Genomic DNA, 21,517 nt, shown 5'->3' with positions numbered 1-21,517 from the left:
ATGCCATGCGAAAAGATACCATTTCAGTAGAGGGAATGACATGCGGTCATTGTAAATCCTCGGTAGAAGAAGCTGTAGGGAAACTTGAAGGGGTAGAGACAGTAACTGCCGATGTCGATAATAATCAAGTGACGATCGCATTTAATGACCAAAAGGTTGACCTTGCCAAGGTAGCAGAAGAAATTGAGGATGTCGGGTTTGACGTGAAGCAATAGATCGAGAGGGGGCCGGGGCATATCCGGCCCTTTTTTGCACCGTAAGAATATATACATAGTTGAAAGAAACGGCATAAGAACAACTAAAGCTCAGCCTACGCCGTAGGCTTGGCTTTGCCAAGTTTTCTTTATGAGTTTTGGTAAGACGCGTGCACCACGGGTGCAAGTGCAACATTGGTTTTCATTTAGTTCCCTTTTGAATAGAGGAATGTTACGTATTCGAGTGCAAATGTTATGTGTTCGCCGTGAATGTTATGTAAATCATGTTGAATGTTACGTGAATCAGGAGACTTCAGCTGTCTTTTTTCGCTAGAGTCACCGACTTGAAAATTCTGCCCCAGTTCCAGCTTAATTAGCGCAAGAAACAACTTTATAGTTTGTTGCAAGAAGCATGGCGCACCACAGGTTGAAATATGATAGAATGGACGAGCAAAAAGGATTCCCGCGAGGTTGAAGGGGAGGGAGGAGGAAGTTCAGTGAGTCCGATGGTGATATTAACAACGGTCGGAGCCATCGTCATGGGCACAGTGGCATTCATTATACGTATGAAAGCCACGAAGCGTCCGGCCTCTGTGAAAAAGATTATATTGCCTCCGTTATTTATGTCCACCGGATTTTTAATGTTTTTATATGAACCTGCTCAATTAACTGGATGGCAGGTAATGGAAGCTTTAGCCGTTGGGTTGCTTTTTTCAATTATATTAATTAAAACATCTAAATTTGAAATACGGGGCGGCCATGTTTATTTGCAGCGTTCCAAGGCCTTTCCTTTTATATTAATTGGATTACTGGTGGCTCGCATTGTGTTTAAACTTATAGTCGGCGACAGCATACACATTGCTGAACTGGGCGGCATGTTTTTCATTTTAGCGTATGGAATGATAATCCCATGGCGAATTGCGATGCTTATAGGTTTTAAACGCATGGATAAACAGCGGATTCAAAATGAACGAAAAAAAGAAAAGCCAATTATGAAGCCGACGTTATAAAAGTGCGGATCCGGTTTCACAAGCAGGATTGAGGGGGTTCATCTTAACACTGGAGCTGCACTCCTTAGCGTTGCAAAACGATCCATAGGTTCTACGATCGTAATGTAAACATTTATAGGGGTTCAGTTTTTCGCTCCAGGCAGACGCTTTCACCACAGGTACAAGCGCGACATCGGCTTGGTCTTCACTTCGTTTGACCTCGAGTTCGAGGAGGACAAGTGGTTCGCCTGCGAAAAGGGAGTGGATGCAGCCGCTAAATAAACGAAACCAGGAAGGCATGTTTCTCAGCACTTCTTCTTGTGGATACATTTGTGACGCTAGTAAGCTGCACTCGTTAAGTTTAACCACAATCATGAAAGACGGATGATAAACAGTCTGCGTCACAAGAGCAAACGTAAAGGCAGCTACTAGCAAAGAAAACGTACATTTCTTAGGATGATGAAGTGTACGTTTTTCATGTTAGGCCCATGTATGTAGGGAGGGGCTATCAGCTAAAAAAAGATAGGTCATACCGACTTGCCTATAAGCAGACCTATCTTTGCAAAGCTTATTGAAATAAATGTTCATATGGGTTCAGATCGATACGTTTTTCATTCAGTTTCTTGCGAAGAAATTTGTGGTCGCGTTTTGGTGTAGCGATGATGTAGCCGCGGATAATTAAATCTCTGTCTATTTCATTCGCTTTTTCTTCAAGTGCGAGCTGGCCGATTTTGCCGGCAATTTTTTCTTTTGCCACATCCCGGAATAATTCAGGCACAGGCTCGACCAGTTCATTTAAAAGCTTTTTTTCTTCTTCGCCCCACAAATGAAGTGTTTCCTGAATATAATAATCCTGCCAATCGAGAATCGAATTGCCATCTTCTTTTGGGAATCGCTTTAAAAATTTACGAAACATAAAAAAGCCGCCAATAAACATAAAGCCAGTAATGAGAACTGACCAGAGTAGCATAAACCACATAAATAAATCCGAAGGCATCTAGTGTCCCTCCACGAAAAATGATTGATTTTATTGTATCATATGATTGTAGATTCTAAACAACGAAAGGAGAAAAGTAAATGTGGCTATACATAATAAGCTATGCGCTGCATTGGTTGATGGCATTATTTTTCTTTTTGCTTTTGCCACTCCCCTTTTTGTTAAAAGGAGCAACTGATGTGTACCGTACTTGGTTGCTGAAAACATACCGAATAATCATTCATTTGGCCCACTTAGGAGTCATTGGATCATTAATTACTGGCTTGTTTATAACAGAAACCTTTTTATCAGCGTGGATGATTACTGTTTTTATTCTGTGGCTCGCGATTAGTGCATTTTTAGGACTTACAGCCAAAGCACTCCGCCTTGAACACAGCAATGCAGTTGAAAAATCACAAACTGATTCGTTTCGAAACAGTTTAATATTGTCTCTCTTAATTTTTACTATGTTCGCTGTCAAATTCTTTCCATGGCTTGATGGTGTTATTTCTTAAGAGGGGGAAGAACAGAAGGATGCTATGTTTGAACCCTGCTTAGAGGAGGAATACCCCACTGTGAATGAATGAAGGGGAGGTTAGAATATGGCATATGAAGTAAATGTGAACGACTTAATGCGAGATTTAGCTGATGATCTGATGGAATACCGTAAACTAGAAAGAGATGTAAAAGAGGCAGAGAAGGATAATCATTCAAAGGTCGGCGTCATCGACTTGACGCAAGAGCGTATTCAAGGAAAAATGTTCTGGCTAAAGCTGCTCGGTGGGGAGCCTTTATTGCAAGAAGGGAAGACATTACTCTCAGAACACGATAAAAACGAAGATTTTGATTTTTTATCTCTGTATGAAGAATTGTTAGCTAACGTTTAAACGACATGGAGCTGCCCCTATTTGGGACAGCTCCATTGCTATGTAATATGTGAAACGTGAGTTATACTATAATGAATTGGCGGGACCGTGTAGGAATCGAACCTACCAGAGACGGCACGCGCCTCTCAAGAGTTTTGAAGACTCAGGCGAACACCAGTTTCGCATCCGGCCCCATGTTAGGAACGACTCATATTATAACGAGCAAAAGACTTCTTTGCAACAATAAGTTATTATATTGGATTTCTGTTGCTTTTTTTCAGAATGTAGTACGATGGCATAAGTAAAAGGTTATGAGAGAAGAAGGTGAGTCAGGTGGGAAATGAACGTACATATACAGTAGGAGTAGCCGGGCATATTGACCACGGCAAAACAACGCTTGTTAAAGCGATGACAAATATGGAGACCGACCGATTAAAAGAAGAAAAGGAACGCAACATTTCAATTGAACCGGGGTTTGCGAAACTTGATGTTGCTGAAGGGATGCATGTCTCTCTCATCGATGTTCCAGGGCATGAACGCTTTATCCGCCAAATGATTGCCGGCGTGGCCGGGATTGATATGGTAATGCTCGTTATTGCAGCAGATGAGGGTGTGATGCCGCAAACAAGAGAACATATGGATATTCTCCATTTGCTAGGGATTGAACATGCTCTCATTGTTATTTCGAAAATTGATCTAGTAGAAGAAGAGCTGCTCGAAATTGTCCAGCTTGACGTAGAAGAAGCGATAAGCGGGACAGGCTTTCAGGATGCTCCGGTTGTGTTAGCTGATAGTGTTTCGAAAACGGGCATTGAAGATATAAAAGCTTCCATTCAATCCGTTTTAGCACACGTTCCCCCCCGGGACGTGCGTGGGGCGTTTCGGCTGCCGATTGACCAGGTCTTCACCGTGCATGGTCAGGGCACAGTAGTGCGTGGAACGGTTTATGAGGGAAGTATTCAAGAAGGGGAAACGTTAACTTTACTGCCCTCCAAAGAGAGGGTCAGGGGGCGTTCCTTGCAGGTTCACCATCAAGCAGTTGAAACTGCTCAAGCGGGCCAGCGTCTTGCCATTAATGTGGGAGGCATCGATAAAGAAAAGCTGAAGCGGGGGGATGTACTTGTTGCGGCTGAGCATTATACAACCACAAAAGTGATTGATATTGCTTTAACGACCGTTGATGCTCTTACCCATCCGCTGAAACAGCGGGGGTATATTAAACTTCATCTCGGTACGGCAGAAGTGTATGGAAAAATTGTATTTTTTGATCGCAATCAATTAACAGAGCAGGGAGCTGAAGTTTTATGCCAGCTTCGGTTAGACGAAGAAGTTGTAACCAAAAGAGGGGACCGTTTTATTTTAAGACGGCCGACCCCGGTGGAGACCATTGGCGGAGGTGTGATAATTGAGCCGTCTGCTGGCAAATATCGATTCGGCCAGGAAACGGTAGACTATTTAGCCAAGTTAAAGGAAGGGACCACAGCTGACCGTTTGCTTCATGAATTAAAAGTCGATAAAGTTCTTTCATTTCATGACTGGGTCAAACAGGCCAGTGTGACCAAGGAAGTAGGTGAAGAGGAAATCGATCAACTAGTCGAGCAAGGAGATGTTTACAAGCTTCCTTCCGGGACGTTTACGTTGCGAGAGACGTACCAGTTGTTTAAAGAACGCGTCGAGGAGCTTTTGCATTCCTACCATGAAAAAAGTCCACTTCGCCAAGGTATGAACAAAAATGAGCTCCTGCAAGAATTAACGCCAGCTTATCCGAGAAAGCTCTCAGAAATTTATGTCGACTGGGCAGAGGAAGAAGCGCTTCTTAAAAAGAAAGGGCCGCTTGTAAGCCTTGCTTCTTTTGAGCCTTACTACCCGCGCGGCTATGGGAAAAGAATGGAACGAGTGACAAACGCATTGCGTGATGCAGGCAGACAGGTCCCTCCATTTATTGAAATGATGGAAAAAGAAAGCATTCCGGAAGAATTGCAGCCTGAATTCAGGCATTATTTAGTAGAAACAAATCAAGCTGTCCTCCTTGACGAAAAACATTTGCTTAGCATAGAGGCGTTTACCGAAAGTGTGGAACGTCTAAAGGCGCAAACAGGTACGGCGTTTACGCTTCAAGAGGCAAAAGACATTCTCGGCTTAACTAGGAAGCTGCTTGTTCCCCTGCTTGAAACCTTAGATGAAAAAGGGCTCACAAGACGAGAAGATAACCAGCGGGTGTGGCGCTAATATGAAACGGATTGCTTTTTTTACGCCATATATAGAAGCCGATCGGGGAAATTCTACTACAGCCCGCCGCATTACTTCATCTTTGGAGGATCTAGGCTGGGAAGTGGATTTATTTGCCTATGAAGAAGAATCTGTAGGAAAAGGAAAAGAAATACTAAATAAAGCTGCCCTTGTTCATGTACTGCATGTTCGCCGCTTTATAGAATGGCTGGAAACCCATGATCTTAAAATCAATGTCCCTCTCATTTATACATCGGGCGGTACGGACATTAACATTGATCTGGAAGATGCTAGTAAAAGACAGCTACTACGAAAGTATTTAAAAGAAGCCCAAGCGCTGGTGCTTTTTTCCGAGGAGGCCAAACAGCGGGTCTTGGCCCGCCTGCCTGAAATGGCTGAGAATACGAGGGTGATTCCGCAGGGGGTTTATCTTCCGGAACGAGCAGCAGAAAGAGAAAAGCTGGAGCTGCCGGCAGGTTATCCAAACTTTCTTTTTCCGGCCGGTTTAAGAGAAGTAAAAGATATATTTTATCTCCTTTCTGCCTTTGACAGACTGTGGAAGACCTATCCGGATTTGAACGTTCTTGTAATTGGTGAAGTCATCGAAGTAGAGGTGTTTCAACGCTTACAAGCAGAAGAGAAGAAGAGAAACTGGCTGCACTATAAACCACCCGTGTCGCTTGAAGCTATGCACTCTTTATACAAATGGAGTGATGCCGTGGTTAATTCCTCTACTTCAGAAGGGCAGCCCGTGGCGCTGCTCGAAGCGATGAGCCTTGAACGCCTCGTGTTTGCCCGTAATGTTGTTGGCAATAACAGCATTGTAGTGGATCAATACAACGGTATTCTTTTTGACACACCGATGCAGTTTGAAGACAGTGTCCGCAGCTTGTTAGAAGGGGAGATCTCGGCAGAAACATTGATCAGTGGCGCACGTGCAACAATTTCAGGCAGTCATGCACCTATGCAAGAGGCAAGGTCCTACGAACGCTTATATTTGGAATGTTTGGTAGATCGGTAAAACATTAACCAAACCGGAGCCGGGCAATGTCGCCTTGTTCAATTAATACAAATAAATGTTCCATTGCTGGGTGATACTGATGTTTAGCATGATAAGCAAGATAAAATGTACGCGTAGCTGGCAGCCAGCCAGCTACATAATACAATCGATTAGTGTCCGCAAGTACAGCCGTTTCAGAGACAAGTGTATAGCCAACTCCCGCTTCTACTAATGAAATAGCAGCAGAAGTTGAAGGGACCGTAGCGATCGTTTCCAGATCGTTGATGGAACCGTTCCATTCTGCTAAACCGGTACTTGCTGCCCCTGCGGTCCCAGAATGCTCATCCCGTTTAATAAAAGGGAGGCCTTGCAAATCTTCGAAAGAGCTCACTGCTGGTTCTTTAGTAGAGCGCGGGCCGATGATAGCGATACGGTCTGACCAGAGTTCAACAGATTGAACGGTTTCACTTTCAGGTTTTGTCCCAATCATGGCTGCATCAATTTCATTTGCAAGTAGTTTTTGGTCGATTTCTTTAGAGCTGCCGACTTGAAGGTCGAGCCAGCTATGCGGAAATTGGTCATGTAAAGATTTACATACACCAGGAAGTACATAGGTCCCGGGAATAGAACTCGCTCCCAACCGAAACGGTCGCCGCCAAGCCGTTTCCTGGTTACCAGCCTCTTTTAAAAGCCCATCCCATTCCCGTAGTAATTCCACCGCCTTTTCATAAACAAGTTCTCCTTCTTGTGTAAGTTGAAGAGTCGTTCGGTCTAGAAGAGAAGAGCCAATCGTCTGTTCTAACGTTTTTATTTGTTTGCTGACTGCAGGTTGGGTAATTTGAAGAAGGTCAGAAGCCTTGGAGACACTTCCTACCTCGACGACAGTAACAAATGTTCGCAGTCGTTTAAAATCCATGTCGAATCCTCCTTGTTCAAGCTTTATTCTTTACAATCTATATTTCTCATGATAGGTTAAGATCGCGCTATTCCATATTGTTATAACCCTTATAACTACTATTTTTCGCAGACCGAAAGAAAGGCAGGAGATTCGTTTGAAATCTATAAAAACATCTACTTTTATTTTCTCCCTTACAACTGTTTGTTTGTTAACAGCTTGTGGAGATGAAGAAAATGGACAAACCGAACCTGAAGGTGAAGCAGATGATGAAGTACTAGAAGTAGCCGTCATCCCTGCTCAATCAATTGGGGAAATGGAACAAGGGCTTGACCGGCTGGGAGAAATTCTTGAGGAAGAGACCGGGCAAGAAGTAGAAGTTGAGCATTACCCAAGTTATAACGCAGTTGTCGAAGCGATTAATCAAAGCCATATCGATTTAGCCTATTTAGGGCCGCTCACATATTTAATCGCTCATGAAGAAAGTGGCGCTGAGGCCATTTTAACACAAAATATTGATGGCGACCCTTACTACCATTCCTACATTATGACACATGTTGATAACCCGTGGGAGTCACTGGATGACTTAATTGAAGACCGGGAAGAAGTAGACTTTGCTTTTGCTAGTATTTCTTCTACTTCAGGCTCGCTTATACCAGGCACAGAGCTAAGAGACCGTGGGGTATTTGAATCTGAAAATGACCACCAATTTGCTTCCGTTCAGTATACGGACTCTCATGATGTTTCTGCTCAACAAATTGAAAGTCAAAATGTAGATGCAGGGGCGGTGGACTCTGCCATTTTCAATGAACTCGTCAATGCAGGCGAAGTTGACGAAGATAATTTCCGCATCATTTGGGAATCAGAGGAGTTGTACCAGTATCCATGGGTAGTTCCTCATGACATGGAGGAAGAACAAATTGAAGAGCTTCAAGAGATCTTTACCTCGATTGAAGATGAAGAAGTGCTGTCTATTTTCGGTGGAGCTTCTTCCTTCGTTGAAGCTGATGACAGCCAATATGAAGATGTATTAGAAGCAGCCAGAGACTTCGATATGCTTGATATGGATGTAGTTGAAGACTAAATATTAGAAGGTGACAAGAGGACTTATGTTTTGGTTTAGAAAACGGTATCTTGGCTATGCGCTTTTTATAGCTGTTTTGATCATATTGAGCATGCGAATAACAGAATTTACTTTTCAAGGTTTGACTGCTCTTCCAGACGCTCTTGTTTTCATTTGGGACCGGCTCCTTCCTGGCTTAGAAGATTTCGGTGAGCCTGGTCTTATGCTGGAATTGTCACTTGTTACGCTTGGTATGGCTTTTTTAGGGACATTGATTGCGCTTTTGATTGCTGTCCCGCTTAGTTTTGCTGCAGCCAGAAACACGAGTAACAGTTCATTTCTCTTTTATAGCGTTCGTACGTTTCTAACATTTTTACGCTCGGTGCCAGACGTTGTGTTCGGCTTGATTCTTGTTGTCTCATTAGGATTAGGCCCATTTCCAGCAGTCATTGCCATCATTCTCCATAATATTGGGGTACTTGGCAAACTAATATCGGAATTGATTGAAGCAGCTGACCCGGGGCCGCAAGAAGCGGTGAAAGCTACAGGTGCCACGAGGCGGATATCGAATTTATTTTCGATATTGCCGCAAATTTGGCCTAACGTATTATCCCATTATTTTTACCGCTTTGAAGTGGCCATCCGCACCTCGTTGATTTTAGGAATTATTGGCGGAGGCGGCATCGGCCAGTATATGTTTAATCAAATGCAAAGCTTCAATTATTCAGCTATGACTGTGGCCATTATTTACGTGATGGTACTCGTTTGGCTCGTTGACTTGCTAGGGTCATTGATCCGAAAGCGAGTTATTTAATGGTCAGGCAAGTAAAGGAGATGTTTACGTGTTAACGTTTGAAAATGTAACCGTCCAATATCCACATACTGACTCTCCCGCTCTTTCAAACTTTAACCTGGAAATCGGCCGCGGCGAGTTTGTCTGTGTGTTAGGTAGGAGCGGGGCAGGGAAATCAACTTTAATTCGTACAATCAACGCTCTGCAGCCGGTAAGTGATGGTAAAGTTTTTGTGGAAGGACAAAATATTCATCAATTAAATCATGAAGATATACGGAATGTGAGAGCAAAAATAGGCATGATTTTTCAACATTTTTCGCTCGTTCCACGAATGACAGTATTTCACAATGTGTTGACGGGGCGGTTCGGGAAAAAATCTCCACTTGATAACCTGCTGGGGCGTTTCACTGCTAGAGAAAAACAAGGTGCTGAAGAAGCGCTTCGGTTAACGGGGATTCACGAGTTAAAGGACCGAAGGGTAGAAGCGTTAAGTGGAGGACAAAAACAGCGGGTCGGCATTTCTCGCGCGCTTATGCAGCGGCCGGAGATTTTTCTTGGCGATGAACCAGTAGCAAGCCTTGACCCTAGTACCTCTGATGAGGTGTTCCGGATTTTGTGGGACTTGCATGAAAAACAAAACCTGCTTACTATCATTAATGTTCATGATTTGCAGCTTGCCAAAAATTACGCGACGCGCATTATCGGCCTTAAAGAAGGAGAGCTTGTGTTTGATGGGACTCCACAAGAGTTGGACGAAGCTAACTACCAAGTGATCTACGGAGAACACGTTTCCATGGTTTAGGTTTTTAAAAAGGTACTCGTTTTTAATAAAAAATTGTTAACGCATAGAAGGAATTTCATATAATTCAACTCCCTGCTTTTTTAAACGAACAATATATAAATCATTGGTTTTCATTCGTTTTTTCGCTTCAGGCGGACGCTTTCCACGGGTTTGGCTACAACCTCCTTGGCAGCAAAATGTACTGCCTGCGGGGGTTTCGCCTCGAGCTCATCCCGTTGGAGCATTCCTGTTGAGGAAGTCGCCGCCTTACGCTAAAAACAAAATTTTCGTGTTTTTTTGCAGAAGACTACTTATGGAGCGGTGTAATGTTGACACTCCGTCTTTGACCTTCCTTTCTTGTGGGCGAACCGTGAGCCTCCTTGGGAAAGCCGCCCTGCGGCACCTTCTCCCTCTGGAGTCCTTCTACGTGTTGAAGCTAACCGTTTGCACTGTTCATAAGTTAAATAAAAAAGCTCGTCCTCAAAGGTTGAGGCGAGCTTTTTTGATGATATTGAATCGAGAATGTTAATAAACGGTGAGCGGAGTGCTTTCACGCTCGACTACATCCCCTATGATACGTGCTTCGATTAAGCCTTTTTCGTGCAGGTCGTTCACATAGCTTTCTGCTTCTTGAGCTGGCAGGCTGACTAATAAGCCGCCGGATGTAATTGCATCGGTAAGAAGGGTTTTGCTTACTTCATCTACGTCTTCCTCCCAGCTAATAAAGGACTCAAGCCAGCGCGCGTTCGCTTTAGAACCGCCAGGGACCATTCCTGCCTCTGCGTGTTCTTTTGCACCAGGCAGACGTGGAACTTTAGAAGATTGGAAAGAGAGTGTGATCTCATCACTACCTGTCATTTCGTAAGCATGTCCCAATAAGCCAAATCCAGTAACATCAGTCACAGCAGATGGTGAATAATCTACCAGTGTTTCGGCAGCGGTTTTGTTTAAGGCAGCCATCATTTCTGTAACTTGCTGCTCTTCTTCGGGTGAGGTTTTATCCCGTTTGAGCGCCGTCGTTAATACCCCGGCACCGATCGGTTTTGTTAACACAAGTTTGTCGCCGATACGTGCTCCAGCATTTTTGAAAATACGTTCAGGGTGTACAACTCCCGTGGCTGCCAGACCAAGTTTTGGTTCATTGTCATCAATGGAGTGGCCCCCTACAATGGTAGCTCCTGCTTCAGCTACTTTATCTGACATCCCTTTCATCATGCCGGCTAATAGTTCGTCCGGCAGCTCTTTAATAGGAAATCCGACAATATTTAAAGCTGTTTTTGGCGTGCCTCCCATCGCGTATATATCACTTAATGCGTTGGCTGCAGCAATTTGGCCGAACATATACGGGTCGTCTACAATAGGAGTGAAATAATCTACACTTTGAACAAGCGCGATTTCCTCAGTCAATTTGTATACCCCGCCATCATCTGATGTATCTGTGCCGACGAGCAGATTTGGATCAGGTGTTCGTTCTGGTAAATGACGCAGTACCTGCGCCAGGTCCTCGGGACCGATTTTACATCCTCAGCCAGCTTTAGACGACATGGCTGTTAGTCTGACTTCTTCACGGTTTTTCATCTATCAAGCACCTCCCAGGTGGTAATAAAACAAGCATTAATTATTTGCGTCTCTCCCTTCCGTATTCTACAATAAGAGTAGAATAAATGAAAAGGAAGGTGCCTTATCCATGAATGAAGTAAACATCACAGTAGAATTTTGCATGCAGTGAAACTACGCACCTAAAGCCGTGAGTTTCACGGACAAGCTATTTGATGCGTACCGAGGCCAAATTAGAAACTTAAATTTAGTAGCCAGTTCAGGTGGAGCATTTGAAGTTTCCGTTAATGATAATAAGGTTTATTCGAAGTTGGAAAAAGGCGAATTTCCTGATTATGACCAGCTTGTTAAAGAAATTGGTGACACATACGAACTAAAAAGCACCTGATGTTCTCAGGTGCTTTCTCTTGGCAGCGGGCTCTTTCATACATAGAGCATATATATAAACAGGCAGCCAAGGGGAGAAGGTTTTGCCAGTTCTAAAAGGAAGCGACAAATGCAGGGCTGCTGGTAAAGGTGGTTATTTTATGAGTGAAATCTTTAAGCTGTTACCTCCCGTGCATGACCTTCAAGCCCATTCACGGTTTAAAGCACTGCAAACTGGCGATGTAACATCGGCACGTTTAACCGAGTGGACGCGAGCAGAGTTAGAAAGCTTGCGTCAGCAAGTGCGCGAACATCCAAACACGTTTAAAAAGGACCGGGCTCATTTTACCGACGTGATCTTAACGAAACTAGAAGAGCGGGTAGCCGCCTGGTTAAGCCCGCATATACATAAAGTGATTAATGCGACGGGCACGGTGCTCCATACCAACCTGGGGAGAGCGCGCTTGAGTGAGTCAGCTGTCCATGCAGTAACGAAAGCAGCCAAACATTACACGGACCTTGAGTATGATATCGAAACAGGAGAAAGAGGTTCCCGCCATCAAATTATTGAAGAACGAGTGAAAGAAGTGACTGGTGCTGAGGCTGCAATGGTAGTAAATAATAACGCTGCCGCTGTTTATTTAGTATTGAAAGCGCTGGCTCAGGATAAAGCTGTGGCTGTTTCTAGAGGAGAACTTGTAGAGATTGGCGGTTCGTTCCGTGTTTCCTCCATCATGGAAGAAAGCGGAGCTTCATTAGTGGAAGTGGGGACCACAAATAAGACGCATCTCTATGATTATAAACAGGCAGTGGAAAACGGGGCGCAGATGATCATGAAAGTTCATACAAGCAATTTTGTAATTTCAGGATTTACTGCGACTGTGGATAGCCAAGAGCTGGCGTCATTAAAGGAGCAGGATGAGGGACTCATTATTTATGAAGATCTAGGCAGTGGGGTTTTATTTGATTTTTCCGATGAAGGAATCGGCAAGGAGCCTACTGTTCCTGATGCATTAGCTCCAGGTGTCGACCTGGTTACTTTTTCAGGTGATAAATTATTGGGAGGACCGCAGGCTGGTATTATAGCTGGCAAGAAAAAATGGATTGACCAATTAAAAAAACACCAGCTGGCACGTGTTCTCCGGGTCGATAAGATGACGTTAGCAGCACTCGATGCCACCTTAAAAATGTATGCTGGCAGCAAGGAGCTAATTGAACAACTTCCGGTAGTGAGGGATGTCGTGGCTTCAGTTGAAGATATTGAACGTAAAGCTGCGTATTTCATGAAACATTTCTCAACTAAGTGGAAAATGGAACTGCTGGACGGGTTTTCTCAAGTAGGAGGAGGAACGATGCCGGAAGTAAGCCTTCCTACCAAACTTGTCCAAGTCATACCTCCTGATCAAAAAATCGAAAAGTTCTCTACCTGGCTTCGAAAAAAGGGAGAGCCTTGTATTATTACACGCAGGAACGAAGAAGGGTTAAGCTTAGATTTTCGTACTGTAACAGTTGAAGAAATTGAAGAAATCATCTTACGTTTTCAAACGTACGAAAATGAGTTGCGCCATCAAGCTGAATAATTGGTTCTTGTACTAGTAAACTTGGTTTGATAGTAAATTTTTTAGCGGAACCTGAAACTAGCAATCTCGGGAAACGAGCAAAACGAACGAAGTCGGATAAGTCAGTTATCTTTGCGTGAAGCTGTGCTTTTCTTTAAAAAAGCATTTATATTTATGAAAAGGTTTGCTATTCTTAGGGAGTGATTAAGAAGGGCGCGTTACTACTTAAAGCGCATACATAGTAGGACGTCTCCTTCGACAACTTTGCCAAGTTGTTATATGATAGATTTAAAGGGAGGGAGTACATATGACTACAAATGATGTTTTTAATGCACGAAAGTCGTTTCAAGTAAACGGCGAAACGTACCACTATTATGATCTTAAAGCATTAGAAGAGCATGGGCTCGCCAATGTAAACAAGCTGCCTTATTCCATCAAAGTTTTATTAGAGTCTGTTCTCAGACAGCTTGATGGACGTGTGATTAAAAAGGAACACGTGGAAAGTTTAGCAAAGTGGGGGAAAAAAGAAGGAGCTTCTCAGGACGTTCCGTTTAAACCTTCGCGCGTTATTTTGCAGGATTTCACTGGGGTGCCTGCAGTTGTTGACTTGGCTTCACTCCGAAAAGCGATGGCAGATATGGGGGGAGACCCGGATAATATTGACCCGGCGATTCCAGCCGACCTTGTCGTGGACCATTCTGTCCAAGTAGATGCTTTTGGTACAAGCGATTCATTAAAACGCAACATGGACCTCGAATTTGAGCGTAACGAAGAGCGTTACAAGCTCTTAAGCTGGGCGACAAAAGCATTTGAAAATTATAGTGCGGTTCCTCCAGCCACAGGAATTGTTCACCAAGTAAACCTTGAATACTTGGCGAACGTTGTTCATGCAAAAGCAGACGAAAATGGAGAAAAAGTAGCTTATCCAGACACGCTTGTCGGCACAGACTCTCATACGACTATGATTAATGGTATTGGTGTTCTTGGCTGGGGTGTCGGCGGCATTGAAGCAGAAGCTGGCATGCTGCAGCAGCCTTCTTATTTCCCTGCACCAGAAGTAGTAGGTATGAAATTCACCGGCAAACTGCCAAATGGAGCAACGGCTACTGATCTTGCCTTAAAAGTAACGCAGATGTTGCGTGCACAAAATGTGGTTGGCAAATTCGTAGAATTCTTTGGCCCTGGTTTACAGGACATGTCGCTTGCAGACCGGGCTACGATTTCCAATATGGCTCCTGAATACGGAGCTACATGCGGGTTTTTCCCAATTGATGAGGAATCGCTTAACTACTTGCGCCTAACCGGCCGTGATGAAGAGCAAATCAAACTTGTTGAAGAATATTGTAAAGCGAACAACTTATTCTATACTCCTGATAGTGAAGACCCAGAATTCACGCAAGTCATTGAGCTTGACCTTTCCCAAGTGGAACCTTCACTTTCTGGTCCTAAGCGTCCGCAAGACCTTATTCCGATGAAAGAATTGCACGATGAATTCAACAAGTCGCTGTCTGCACCGGTAGGAAATCAAGGCTTTGGACTTTCCGCTGATGATATCAACAAATCAGTACAAGTGAAGCATCCAAATGGGGAGACTTCTGAACTTAAAACAGGAGCAGTGACGATCGCGGCCATTACAAGCTGTACAAACACGTCAAACCCATCCGTTATGCTGGGTGCCGGCTTGATTGCTAAAAAAGCAGTTGAAAAAGGTTTGGATGTACCAGAGTACGTAAAAACATCGCTGGCGCCAGGATCAAAAGTAGTTACTCGTTATCTTGAAGATTCCGGTCTTATGCCGTACCTTGACCAGCTTGGTTTTAATCTAGTTGGTTATGGCTGTACTACTTGTATCGGTAACAGCGGTCCGCTCCCAATTGAAGTAGAAGAAGCTATTTCTGATAATGATATGCTTGTTTCTTCTGTGCTAAGTGGGAACCGAAACTTTGAAGGACGCATTCATCCGCTTGTGAAAGCGAACTATCTTGCTTCACCTCCGCTTGTAGTGGCTTATGCTTTAGCAGGCACGGTGAACTTTGATATGGAAAATGATTCCTTCGGCAAGGATCAGGACGGAAATGATGTTTACTTCAATGATCTCTGGCCAACATCTACTGAAATTCAGCGTTTTATGGAAGAGAATGTCTCTCCAGAGCTGTTTAAGAAAGAATACGATCAAGTCTTTGATAGCAATGACCGCTGGAACAGCCTTCAATCTGAAGAAAACGCAGCTCTTTATGACTGGGATGAAGAGTCCACCTATATTCAAAATCCTCCGTTCTTTGAGAATCTTTCCAAAGATCCACAGGATATTTCTAAACTTGATGGATTACGGGCGATTGGTAAATTTGGTGACTCTGTCACTACTGACCACATTTCACCGGCAGGATCGATTGCGAAAAATAGTCCAGCTGGCGAATATTTGATGTCAAAAGGGTTAAAGCCATCTCAGTTTAACTCTTACGGCTCACGTCGTGGTAACCATGAAGTTATGATGCGTGGTACATTTGCTAACATCCGCATCAAAAATGAACTTGCCCCTGGCACAGAAGGCGGCTATACCACGTATTGGCCAAGCGGTGAAGTAACGTCCATCTATGACGCGGCTATGAAATACAAAGAAGACAACACGGGTCTTCTAGTTATGGCCGGCCATGATTATGGTATGGGAAGTTCCAGAGACTGGGCGGCAAAAGGTACCACCCTACTAGGTATTAAAACAGTTATTGCCCAAAGCTTTGAGCGTATCCACCGCAGTAACCTTGCTTTGATGGGAGTGTTGCCGCTTCAGTTTAAAGAAGGTGAAAGCGCAGATTCCTTAGGACTTACAGGCAAAGAAGAATTTGATGTACAGATTGACAATAACGTCAAACCACATGACCACGTCACAGTTAAAGCAACTGATGAAAATGGTAAAGTCACTGAATTCGAAGCACTTGTACGTTTTGATAGTGAAGTGGAAATTGACTACTACCGCCATGGTGGCATTTTACAAATGGTACTTCGCAATAAGCTTGCAGAAGACCCTGCCGTAAAATAACAGCTTTATACGTACGAATGGCAGCTGGACAATAGTTTATGTCCAGCTGCTTTTTGATGCGTTTAAAAAATTTCACGCACCGTATTATACATAATCATAAAAAAACAAGAAACACTAAATCATATCTCAATTAAAATGAGGTGGGGCACGTGGAATTTTGGCAAGGAGCTGAGGAGCTAGCTGTTTGGGGATACGTGGTCAGAGCGATTATCGTATATGTGTATATCTTTTTTCTCGTAAAGGTTCTAGGACAGCGATCGATGGGGTCTATTGATCCACTTGATTTTATTTTTGGTGTTATTATCGGGGATGTTGTAGGTGAACCATTATCAAGCGGAGATTTACCTTTAGGGGGCCCTCTGGCTGCTGCTACATTAATCGGTGCTGCACACTGGTCGTTATCTGTATTGTCGTTACACATGCCTCGATTTCGACGGATCGTTGAAGATGAGCCTCTTATGATTATTGAAAAAGGTCAAATCCTCCATGATGAGATGAGAAAAGCTAAAATGACGATGGAATCCCTGCTCATGGACTTAAGAAATCAAGGCGCCTCAGATTTGAATGAAATAGATTATGCCATTTTGGAACCGGCCGGCTCGATTAGTGTAATCAAAAAATCTCGTTTTGAACCGGTTACGCTTGCTGATCAAAAACAGCATGCAGATGATAAAGGGTTTCCGAGTGTATGGATTGAAGACGGCCATTTAATCACGGCAAATATAACGAAAAAAATGAAGGTGGAAGACTTTTTAGAGCAATTAAATCGTAAAGGATATCAGAATGTAAAAAGTATATTTCTGTTAACAGTTAATGAAAAAAATGAATGGTATGTAAGTGAAAAAATATCCAATTGATGGTTTGAAATACTTATATTTCGGTCACACTACAAAGAAAAAAGGTGATCACTCATGCGAAAGGCAAAACGAATGGCTGAATTAATTGAATGGAACAGAAAAGAAATTTTAAAAGACGAAAAGCTTCTGCAAAAATTAGATGAGAAGTGGGAAAAACGCCGAGCTCAATCGTAGCTTCGGCGTTTTAAAAATGTTTTGGACCGAGGTGAGAAAAGCAGCTTGTAGGACAGAGTGTGCAGCAGCTGGTAGCCAGTGATAGGGTGAATTGCCAATTAGATTCACCTATTCATTTTTTTGTATGTTGTTTAAAAATCCTCTCGTATTGGTTACATATGCGGACGAACCAGCTTCCCTTCCGTATTTCATACATAGGTAACTAAAGGATTGAAAAGATACTAGGTAGTGCATGCGACCAACGTATCATTCTACTATGTATAAAGGATGACTGTGGATCGGTTTGGGGGCCTAGTAAAACGCCTCCATTCGTTACTCATTTGCTACATAAAAAAGAAAGTCCTTGTCAAAACACCGTCCTGAGAAGATAATGGAACGTGGATAGTTGTAAACGATAGGACGTGTTCATGATTAATTATGACAAGCTAAGAAGGTCGAAGCACGTAGTGAAAAGTATTGTGTTCCTCCTACTGTTTTTATATATAGGGTTAATGTTATATGTTACGCTTTTTGCCTGGAATTACGGCTCTTCTTTTGGGCCGGCAGGGCCCGGGGGAAGAAATTACAACCTCGTTCCATTTTTAAGTATTTACCGAATCTTGGTTTTTAGCCCCGATTGGGTGGATCCACTCCGAATTCTATTTGGAAACATTCTTTTGTTTATTCCGTTTGGATTTTTACTCTCTTTGTTACGTATGAGGAAACATCCCCTGCTCAGTTCCATTGGTATGGGCTGTTTCTTGTCCATTTTTATTGAAGTAAATCAATTTTTGTTTACGTACCGGGTGGCTAACATTGATGATGTAATTTTAAATAGTCTGGGGGCAGGGATAGGTGCGTTATTTGCTCTTCTTTGTTTTTTCCCGTTTAAAAAAAGGAGGAGCAGATGAGATGCAACGTTCTAAACAATGGTTGGTATATATCATGCTTATATTTGTCACCTCTCTATGGGGGAGTGCTTTTGTGGCAGGTGCATATGTCACCGACTATCTTGGAGCAGTAACAGTAGCTTTTTTACGGTTTGCAGTAGCGGCTGTACTGCTTATTCCACTAATGTTGTATATAAATAAAGGCATACCAAAGCTCAAGATAAAAGATCATCTCATGTTTATGCTGCTAGGGGTTACGGGCATTTGTTTGTATAACATTTGCTTTTTTTTGGCTACGTCTTACGCCCCGGTAGTGAAAAGTTCTCTCTTTATAGCTACAAATCCCATTCTTATTATGGTGTTGTCAGCTTTCTTCTTGAAAGAACCAGTGGGGAAAAAACAGGCTGTCGGGATGATGCTTGCCTTTAGTGGAGCTTTTCTTATTATTACAGAAGGACAGATTTTTTCAATTGCTGCTCTCAGCTTGCAATGGATTGATTTGGTCTTATGTATAGCAGTGGTTACTTGGGCTCTGTATAGTGTACTTGGTAAAGTGGTGCTGCAAAAGCATTCGCCTATCGTTGTCACTGCCTTTGCCGTTATTTATGGGTCCATTTTTTTATTTCCTATTGCGATGTGGGAACAGTCACCAGCTACATGGTTTGAGATCCCTGGTTCAGCATGGTTGCTTTTACTACATATGAGTGTGCTAGTGACAGTTGTAAGCTTTGTTTTATATTATGAAGGCATCCGTCAAATCGGAGCAGCAAAGGCAGGATTGTTTATTAATATTATGCCCGTATCTGCTACGGTGTTGGCTGTCGTACTATTAGGAGAACCGTTTTATCTGGCTTATTTTTTGGGGGCAGTTCTCGTAATCAGTGGAGTTTTGTTGGGAACTGGAGCTTCATTGCCCGCTAAATTAACAAGGTGGAGAAAGTCACTTGCTTCATAGGAGGATGTCAAATGGAAGCCAATTCATTTCCATTCAAAGAGATTGAGCGCGATGTTACTACTTGGAAGGCAGAACCTGAGTTGTTTGACCCGGAACGAGCAAGGCAATATGTACATCAGCTTCAAGCTGATGCTTCTGAGGAACATGAATTTTTGCCAGACCTCTATGCACTACTTGGATTAAAACGATGGCACCATTTGAAACGAATTGATCCATTAATTAAGGAATGGATAGAACAGGGGCTATCAGTTGCTCCGCTTCATCCAGATCTATTATATTTAAGAGTAGAGGAAATTATTGCTGAGATGCATCATATGCAGATCCCGGCTCATTTTCCAGTCGTCCGAGAATCAGATCAAAAAAGTGCTCGTAAAAACAAAGCTAAAGAAATTGGACAGCTAGCTGCTGCTACCACAGCTTCCATAGAATCTTTGCAAACGAAACTTCAGGAAATTGAGCATGGCAAAGACCAGCTCGATTCATTTCATCAGCAAGTCATATCACAGGGATTAACTCTTTGTGGGGAACTGTTGGAAGCCATACCTGCAGCAGAAGAAGCTGCTGATGGATTTTTGGCTTCGATAACGGGTGATTTTTATTCCCGTGAACAATTGAGGCAGCTGCAAACAGAAGTTGAGCGTTTGAATGAATTGCTGCCGCGCATGTTTGAAGTGTTAGGCCACCATGAAGAAAGCGAAATACAGAAGCCGTTACAAAAGTTGGATCGACTGATTGGCTTAAAAGAAGTGAAGCAGCGAGTGCACAAATTTCATTCTTACTTAATGTATGAAAAAACAAGAGAAGCACAAGGGTTTTCATTTGAAGAAGCGTTGCCATTGGATATGATTTTAATGGGCAGACCAGGAACCGGGAAGACGATGATGGCCCGTCTGTTAGCTGACCTTTATCATGAAATTGGTCTCTTGCCTAATGCGCATGTCGTAGAGGCAGACCGTTCTCAGCTGGTAGGCGCTTACCTTGGCCAAACGGAAGAAAAAACGATGAATAAAATTCAAGAAGCAGTCGGCGGAATTTTATTTATTGATGAGGCCTACAGCTTGAAACGAGCAGGAGCTAGCGGAAATGATTATGGACAAACAGCAATTGATACGCTCGTATCTGCGATGACTAGTGAAGACTATGCTGGAAAGTTTGCTTTATTATTAGCTGGTTATCCTGATGAAATGCGACAAATGCTTGATGCAAACCCTGGTCTTCGCAGCCGCATCCCAGAAAGCAATATTTTTCATCTGCCTGATTATTCAATGGCAGAGATGCTGGAGATTGGTGAAAAGATAGCGGCTGATAACGATTTTTACTTGACCGATAATGCGTTAAAGATGTTGAGGAAACGGTTAGAACAAGCTCAAGTCGATGATACGTTCGGTAACGCAAGAACGGTGAAAAATATCATTCAAGAAGCCATTTTTCAAAAAGGTGCTAGAGTTGGCGGAGAGCTGGCAGAAGATATGGATGATTATGCACTTATAACCGAAGAGGATCTAAAAGGTGAAGAGCAGATTGCTTCTTCATCCTCGTCTCAGGTTTCATTAGAGCAATTGATTGGACTGCATCCAGTTAAAGAAGATATGAAAAAATTAGAGGCTTTTGTCCGCGTACAAAATGAACGGAGGCGGCAGGGGTTGGAAGCTGCCCCTCTTACGTTGAATACGCTATTTGTTGGGGAGCCTGGCACAGGAAAAACTACAGTTGCTACTATTTATGCAAATATGCTCTACCGCTATGGACTGATAAAAAGAGGCCAGGTGCTTGTTAGAGGACGAGCTGATTTAGTAGCCGGTTATACAGGGCAAACGGCTTTAAAAACAAAAAAAGTAGTTCGTGAAGCTTTGGGAGGCGTTTTATTTATTGATGAAGCGTACACGTTGCGTTCAGGAAGCAGCGGGGATTTTGGTCAGGAAGCAATTGATACACTCGTAGAAGAAATGACAAAACATGAAGAGAACTTGGTCGTCATTTTTGCAGGGTATCCTCAGTTGATGAATGATCTGCTGCAAACAAACCCAGGACTTCGCTCTAGGTTTAAGAAGACATTCTATTTTCCTTCCTATTCCGCTGAGGAACTAACAGCTATTACAGAAATGAAAATGAACGATGTTGATTACACGTTAAGTGAGGCTGCTAAGCGGCGCCTATATCATGTCTACACGACCTATGATCTGAAAGGAAATGGCCGGCTGGCCAAAGCGATCGCAGAAGAGGCTTTTGAACAACAAGCTTTGCGTTTAAGCGAAAGCAGTAGAGAACTTGAGCCCAGTCTAATGCTTATTGAACCAGAAGATATAGATCATGCCGCTCAAAACTACCAAAAGCAGCAGCTGAAAGGGGACTAAGCA

General features: G+C 43.1%; 19 protein-coding genes, 1 tRNA gene and 1 pseudogene. 17 read left to right on the top strand and 4 right to left on the bottom strand.

Translation table 11 applies throughout. The features are described 5' to 3' along the window. Positions 1-5 precede the first annotated feature (5 nt). A complete protein-coding gene (locus tag D469_RS0105810; RefSeq protein WP_018922437.1) occupies positions 6-215 on the top strand; it encodes a copper ion binding protein in 210 nt (69 codons plus the stop codon). Positions 216-700: 485 nt separating this feature from the next. Then, positions 701-1,204: a CcdC family protein gene (locus D469_RS0105805; RefSeq protein WP_040606606.1), complete on the top strand. Its 504-nt coding sequence runs from the start codon at positions 701-703 to the stop codon at positions 1,202-1,204. A gap of 547 nt (positions 1,205-1,751) precedes the next feature. Here D469_RS0105805 and D469_RS0105795 read toward each other — a convergent pair. Further along, the gene (locus D469_RS0105795; protein WP_018922434.1) at positions 1,752-2,180 is read right to left on the bottom strand and encodes a DUF2621 family protein; all 429 of its coding nucleotides are present in this window, start codon (positions 2,178-2,180) and stop codon (positions 1,752-1,754) included. 80 nt (positions 2,181-2,260) lie between these two features. Here D469_RS0105795 and D469_RS0105790 point away from each other — a divergent pair, with 80 nt between their 5' ends. Together D469_RS0105790 and D469_RS0105785 are read left to right on the top strand one after the other, a co-directional pair. After that, entirely contained in the window at positions 2,261-2,674 is a 414-nt protein-coding gene (locus D469_RS0105790; protein WP_018922433.1) for a hypothetical protein, read from the top strand. Positions 2,675-2,761: 87 nt separating this feature from the next. Continuing rightward, positions 2,762-3,046, top strand: coding sequence for a hypothetical protein (locus D469_RS0105785; protein ID WP_018922432.1), 285 nt, complete (start codon positions 2,762-2,764; stop codon positions 3,044-3,046). Between the two features lie 77 nt (positions 3,047-3,123). Here D469_RS0105785 and D469_RS0105780 read toward each other — a convergent pair. Continuing rightward, positions 3,124-3,219, bottom strand: a tRNA-Sec gene (locus tag D469_RS0105780). Positions 3,220-3,358: 139 nt separating this feature from the next. Between D469_RS0105780 and selB the strand changes: the two genes are divergently transcribed. Together selB and D469_RS0105770 are read left to right on the top strand one after the other, a co-directional pair. Next, positions 3,359-5,254 (top strand): selenocysteine-specific translation elongation factor, encoded by a 1,896-nt coding sequence (gene selB, locus D469_RS0105775; protein ID WP_018922431.1) that lies wholly within the window; start codon positions 3,359-3,361, stop codon positions 5,252-5,254. A 1-nt stretch (position 5,255) separates the two neighbouring features. After that, complete coding sequence (locus D469_RS0105770) at positions 5,256-6,275, top strand: glycosyltransferase family 4 protein (protein ID WP_018922430.1); 1,020 nt, start codon at positions 5,256-5,258, stop codon at positions 6,273-6,275. A gap of 4 nt (positions 6,276-6,279) precedes the next feature. Here D469_RS0105770 and D469_RS19765 read toward each other — a convergent pair whose 3' ends face one another. Beyond that, complete coding sequence (locus tag D469_RS19765; protein ID WP_018922429.1) at positions 6,280-7,170, bottom strand: selenium metabolism-associated LysR family transcriptional regulator; 891 nt, start codon at positions 7,168-7,170, stop codon at positions 6,280-6,282. Positions 7,171-7,306: 136 nt separating this feature from the next. Between D469_RS19765 and phnD the strand changes: the two genes are divergently transcribed. The 3 genes from phnD to phnC are packed head-to-tail and all read left to right on the top strand — an operon-like array spanning position 7,307 to position 9,807. Continuing rightward, entirely contained in the window at positions 7,307-8,233 is a 927-nt protein-coding gene (phnD, locus tag D469_RS0105760) for a phosphate/phosphite/phosphonate ABC transporter substrate-binding protein (protein WP_018922428.1), read from the top strand. Positions 8,234-8,258: 25 nt separating this feature from the next. Further along, positions 8,259-9,026, top strand: a complete 768-nt coding sequence (gene phnE / locus D469_RS0105755) for a phosphonate ABC transporter, permease protein PhnE (RefSeq protein ID WP_018922427.1) — start codon at positions 8,259-8,261, stop codon at positions 9,024-9,026. Between the two features lie 28 nt (positions 9,027-9,054). Then, positions 9,055-9,807, top strand: a complete 753-nt coding sequence (gene phnC, locus D469_RS0105750) for a phosphonate ABC transporter ATP-binding protein (RefSeq protein ID WP_018922426.1) — start codon at positions 9,055-9,057, stop codon at positions 9,805-9,807. Positions 9,808-10,311: 504 nt separating this feature from the next. On the opposite strand, the gene selD is transcribed toward phnC, so the two are convergent. Beyond that, positions 10,312-11,364, bottom strand: a complete 1,053-nt coding sequence (gene selD / locus D469_RS0105740; RefSeq protein ID WP_083910732.1) for a selenide, water dikinase SelD — start codon at positions 11,362-11,364, stop codon at positions 10,312-10,314. A gap of 163 nt (positions 11,365-11,527) precedes the next feature. Here selD and D469_RS22710 point away from each other — a divergent pair. The 8 genes and pseudogenes from D469_RS22710 to D469_RS19760 form a co-directional block, all read left to right on the top strand. Further along, positions 11,528-11,731, top strand: a pseudogene (locus D469_RS22710) (Rdx family protein); the annotation flags it as partial. Between the two features lie 139 nt (positions 11,732-11,870). Next, complete coding sequence (selA, locus tag D469_RS0105730) at positions 11,871-13,289, top strand: L-seryl-tRNA(Sec) selenium transferase (RefSeq protein WP_018922422.1); 1,419 nt, start codon at positions 11,871-11,873, stop codon at positions 13,287-13,289. Between the two features lie 286 nt (positions 13,290-13,575). Further along, a complete protein-coding gene (gene acnA / locus D469_RS0105725) occupies positions 13,576-16,305 on the top strand; it encodes an aconitate hydratase AcnA (protein ID WP_018922421.1) in 2,730 nt (909 codons plus the stop codon). A 149-nt stretch (positions 16,306-16,454) separates the two neighbouring features. After that, positions 16,455-17,162, top strand: coding sequence for a DUF421 domain-containing protein (locus D469_RS0105720; protein ID WP_018922420.1), 708 nt, complete (start codon positions 16,455-16,457; stop codon positions 17,160-17,162). Between the two features lie 54 nt (positions 17,163-17,216). Then, positions 17,217-17,336, top strand: coding sequence for an FbpB family small basic protein (locus D469_RS21985; RefSeq protein ID WP_018922419.1), 120 nt, complete (start codon positions 17,217-17,219; stop codon positions 17,334-17,336). Positions 17,337-17,743: 407 nt separating this feature from the next. Beyond that, the gene (locus D469_RS0105710) at positions 17,744-18,226 is read left to right on the top strand and encodes a VanZ family protein (protein WP_018922418.1); all 483 of its coding nucleotides are present in this window, start codon (positions 17,744-17,746) and stop codon (positions 18,224-18,226) included. A gap of 1 nt (position 18,227) precedes the next feature. After that, positions 18,228-19,160 (top strand): DMT family transporter, encoded by a 933-nt coding sequence (locus D469_RS0105705; RefSeq protein WP_018922417.1) that lies wholly within the window; start codon positions 18,228-18,230, stop codon positions 19,158-19,160. An 11-nt stretch (positions 19,161-19,171) separates the two neighbouring features. Further along, positions 19,172-21,514, top strand: coding sequence for an AAA family ATPase (locus tag D469_RS19760; RefSeq protein ID WP_018922416.1), 2,343 nt, complete (start codon positions 19,172-19,174; stop codon positions 21,512-21,514). Positions 21,515-21,517: the final 3 nt, after the last annotated feature.

It is taken from the genome of Salsuginibacillus kocurii DSM 18087, assembly GCF_000377705.1.
In the GTDB taxonomy this organism is placed as follows: Bacteria; Bacillota; Bacilli; order Bacillales; family Marinococcaceae; genus Salsuginibacillus; species Salsuginibacillus kocurii.
Note: the sequence above shows the minus strand (reverse complement) of the source record. Positions and strands in the feature narration are given on the sequence as shown.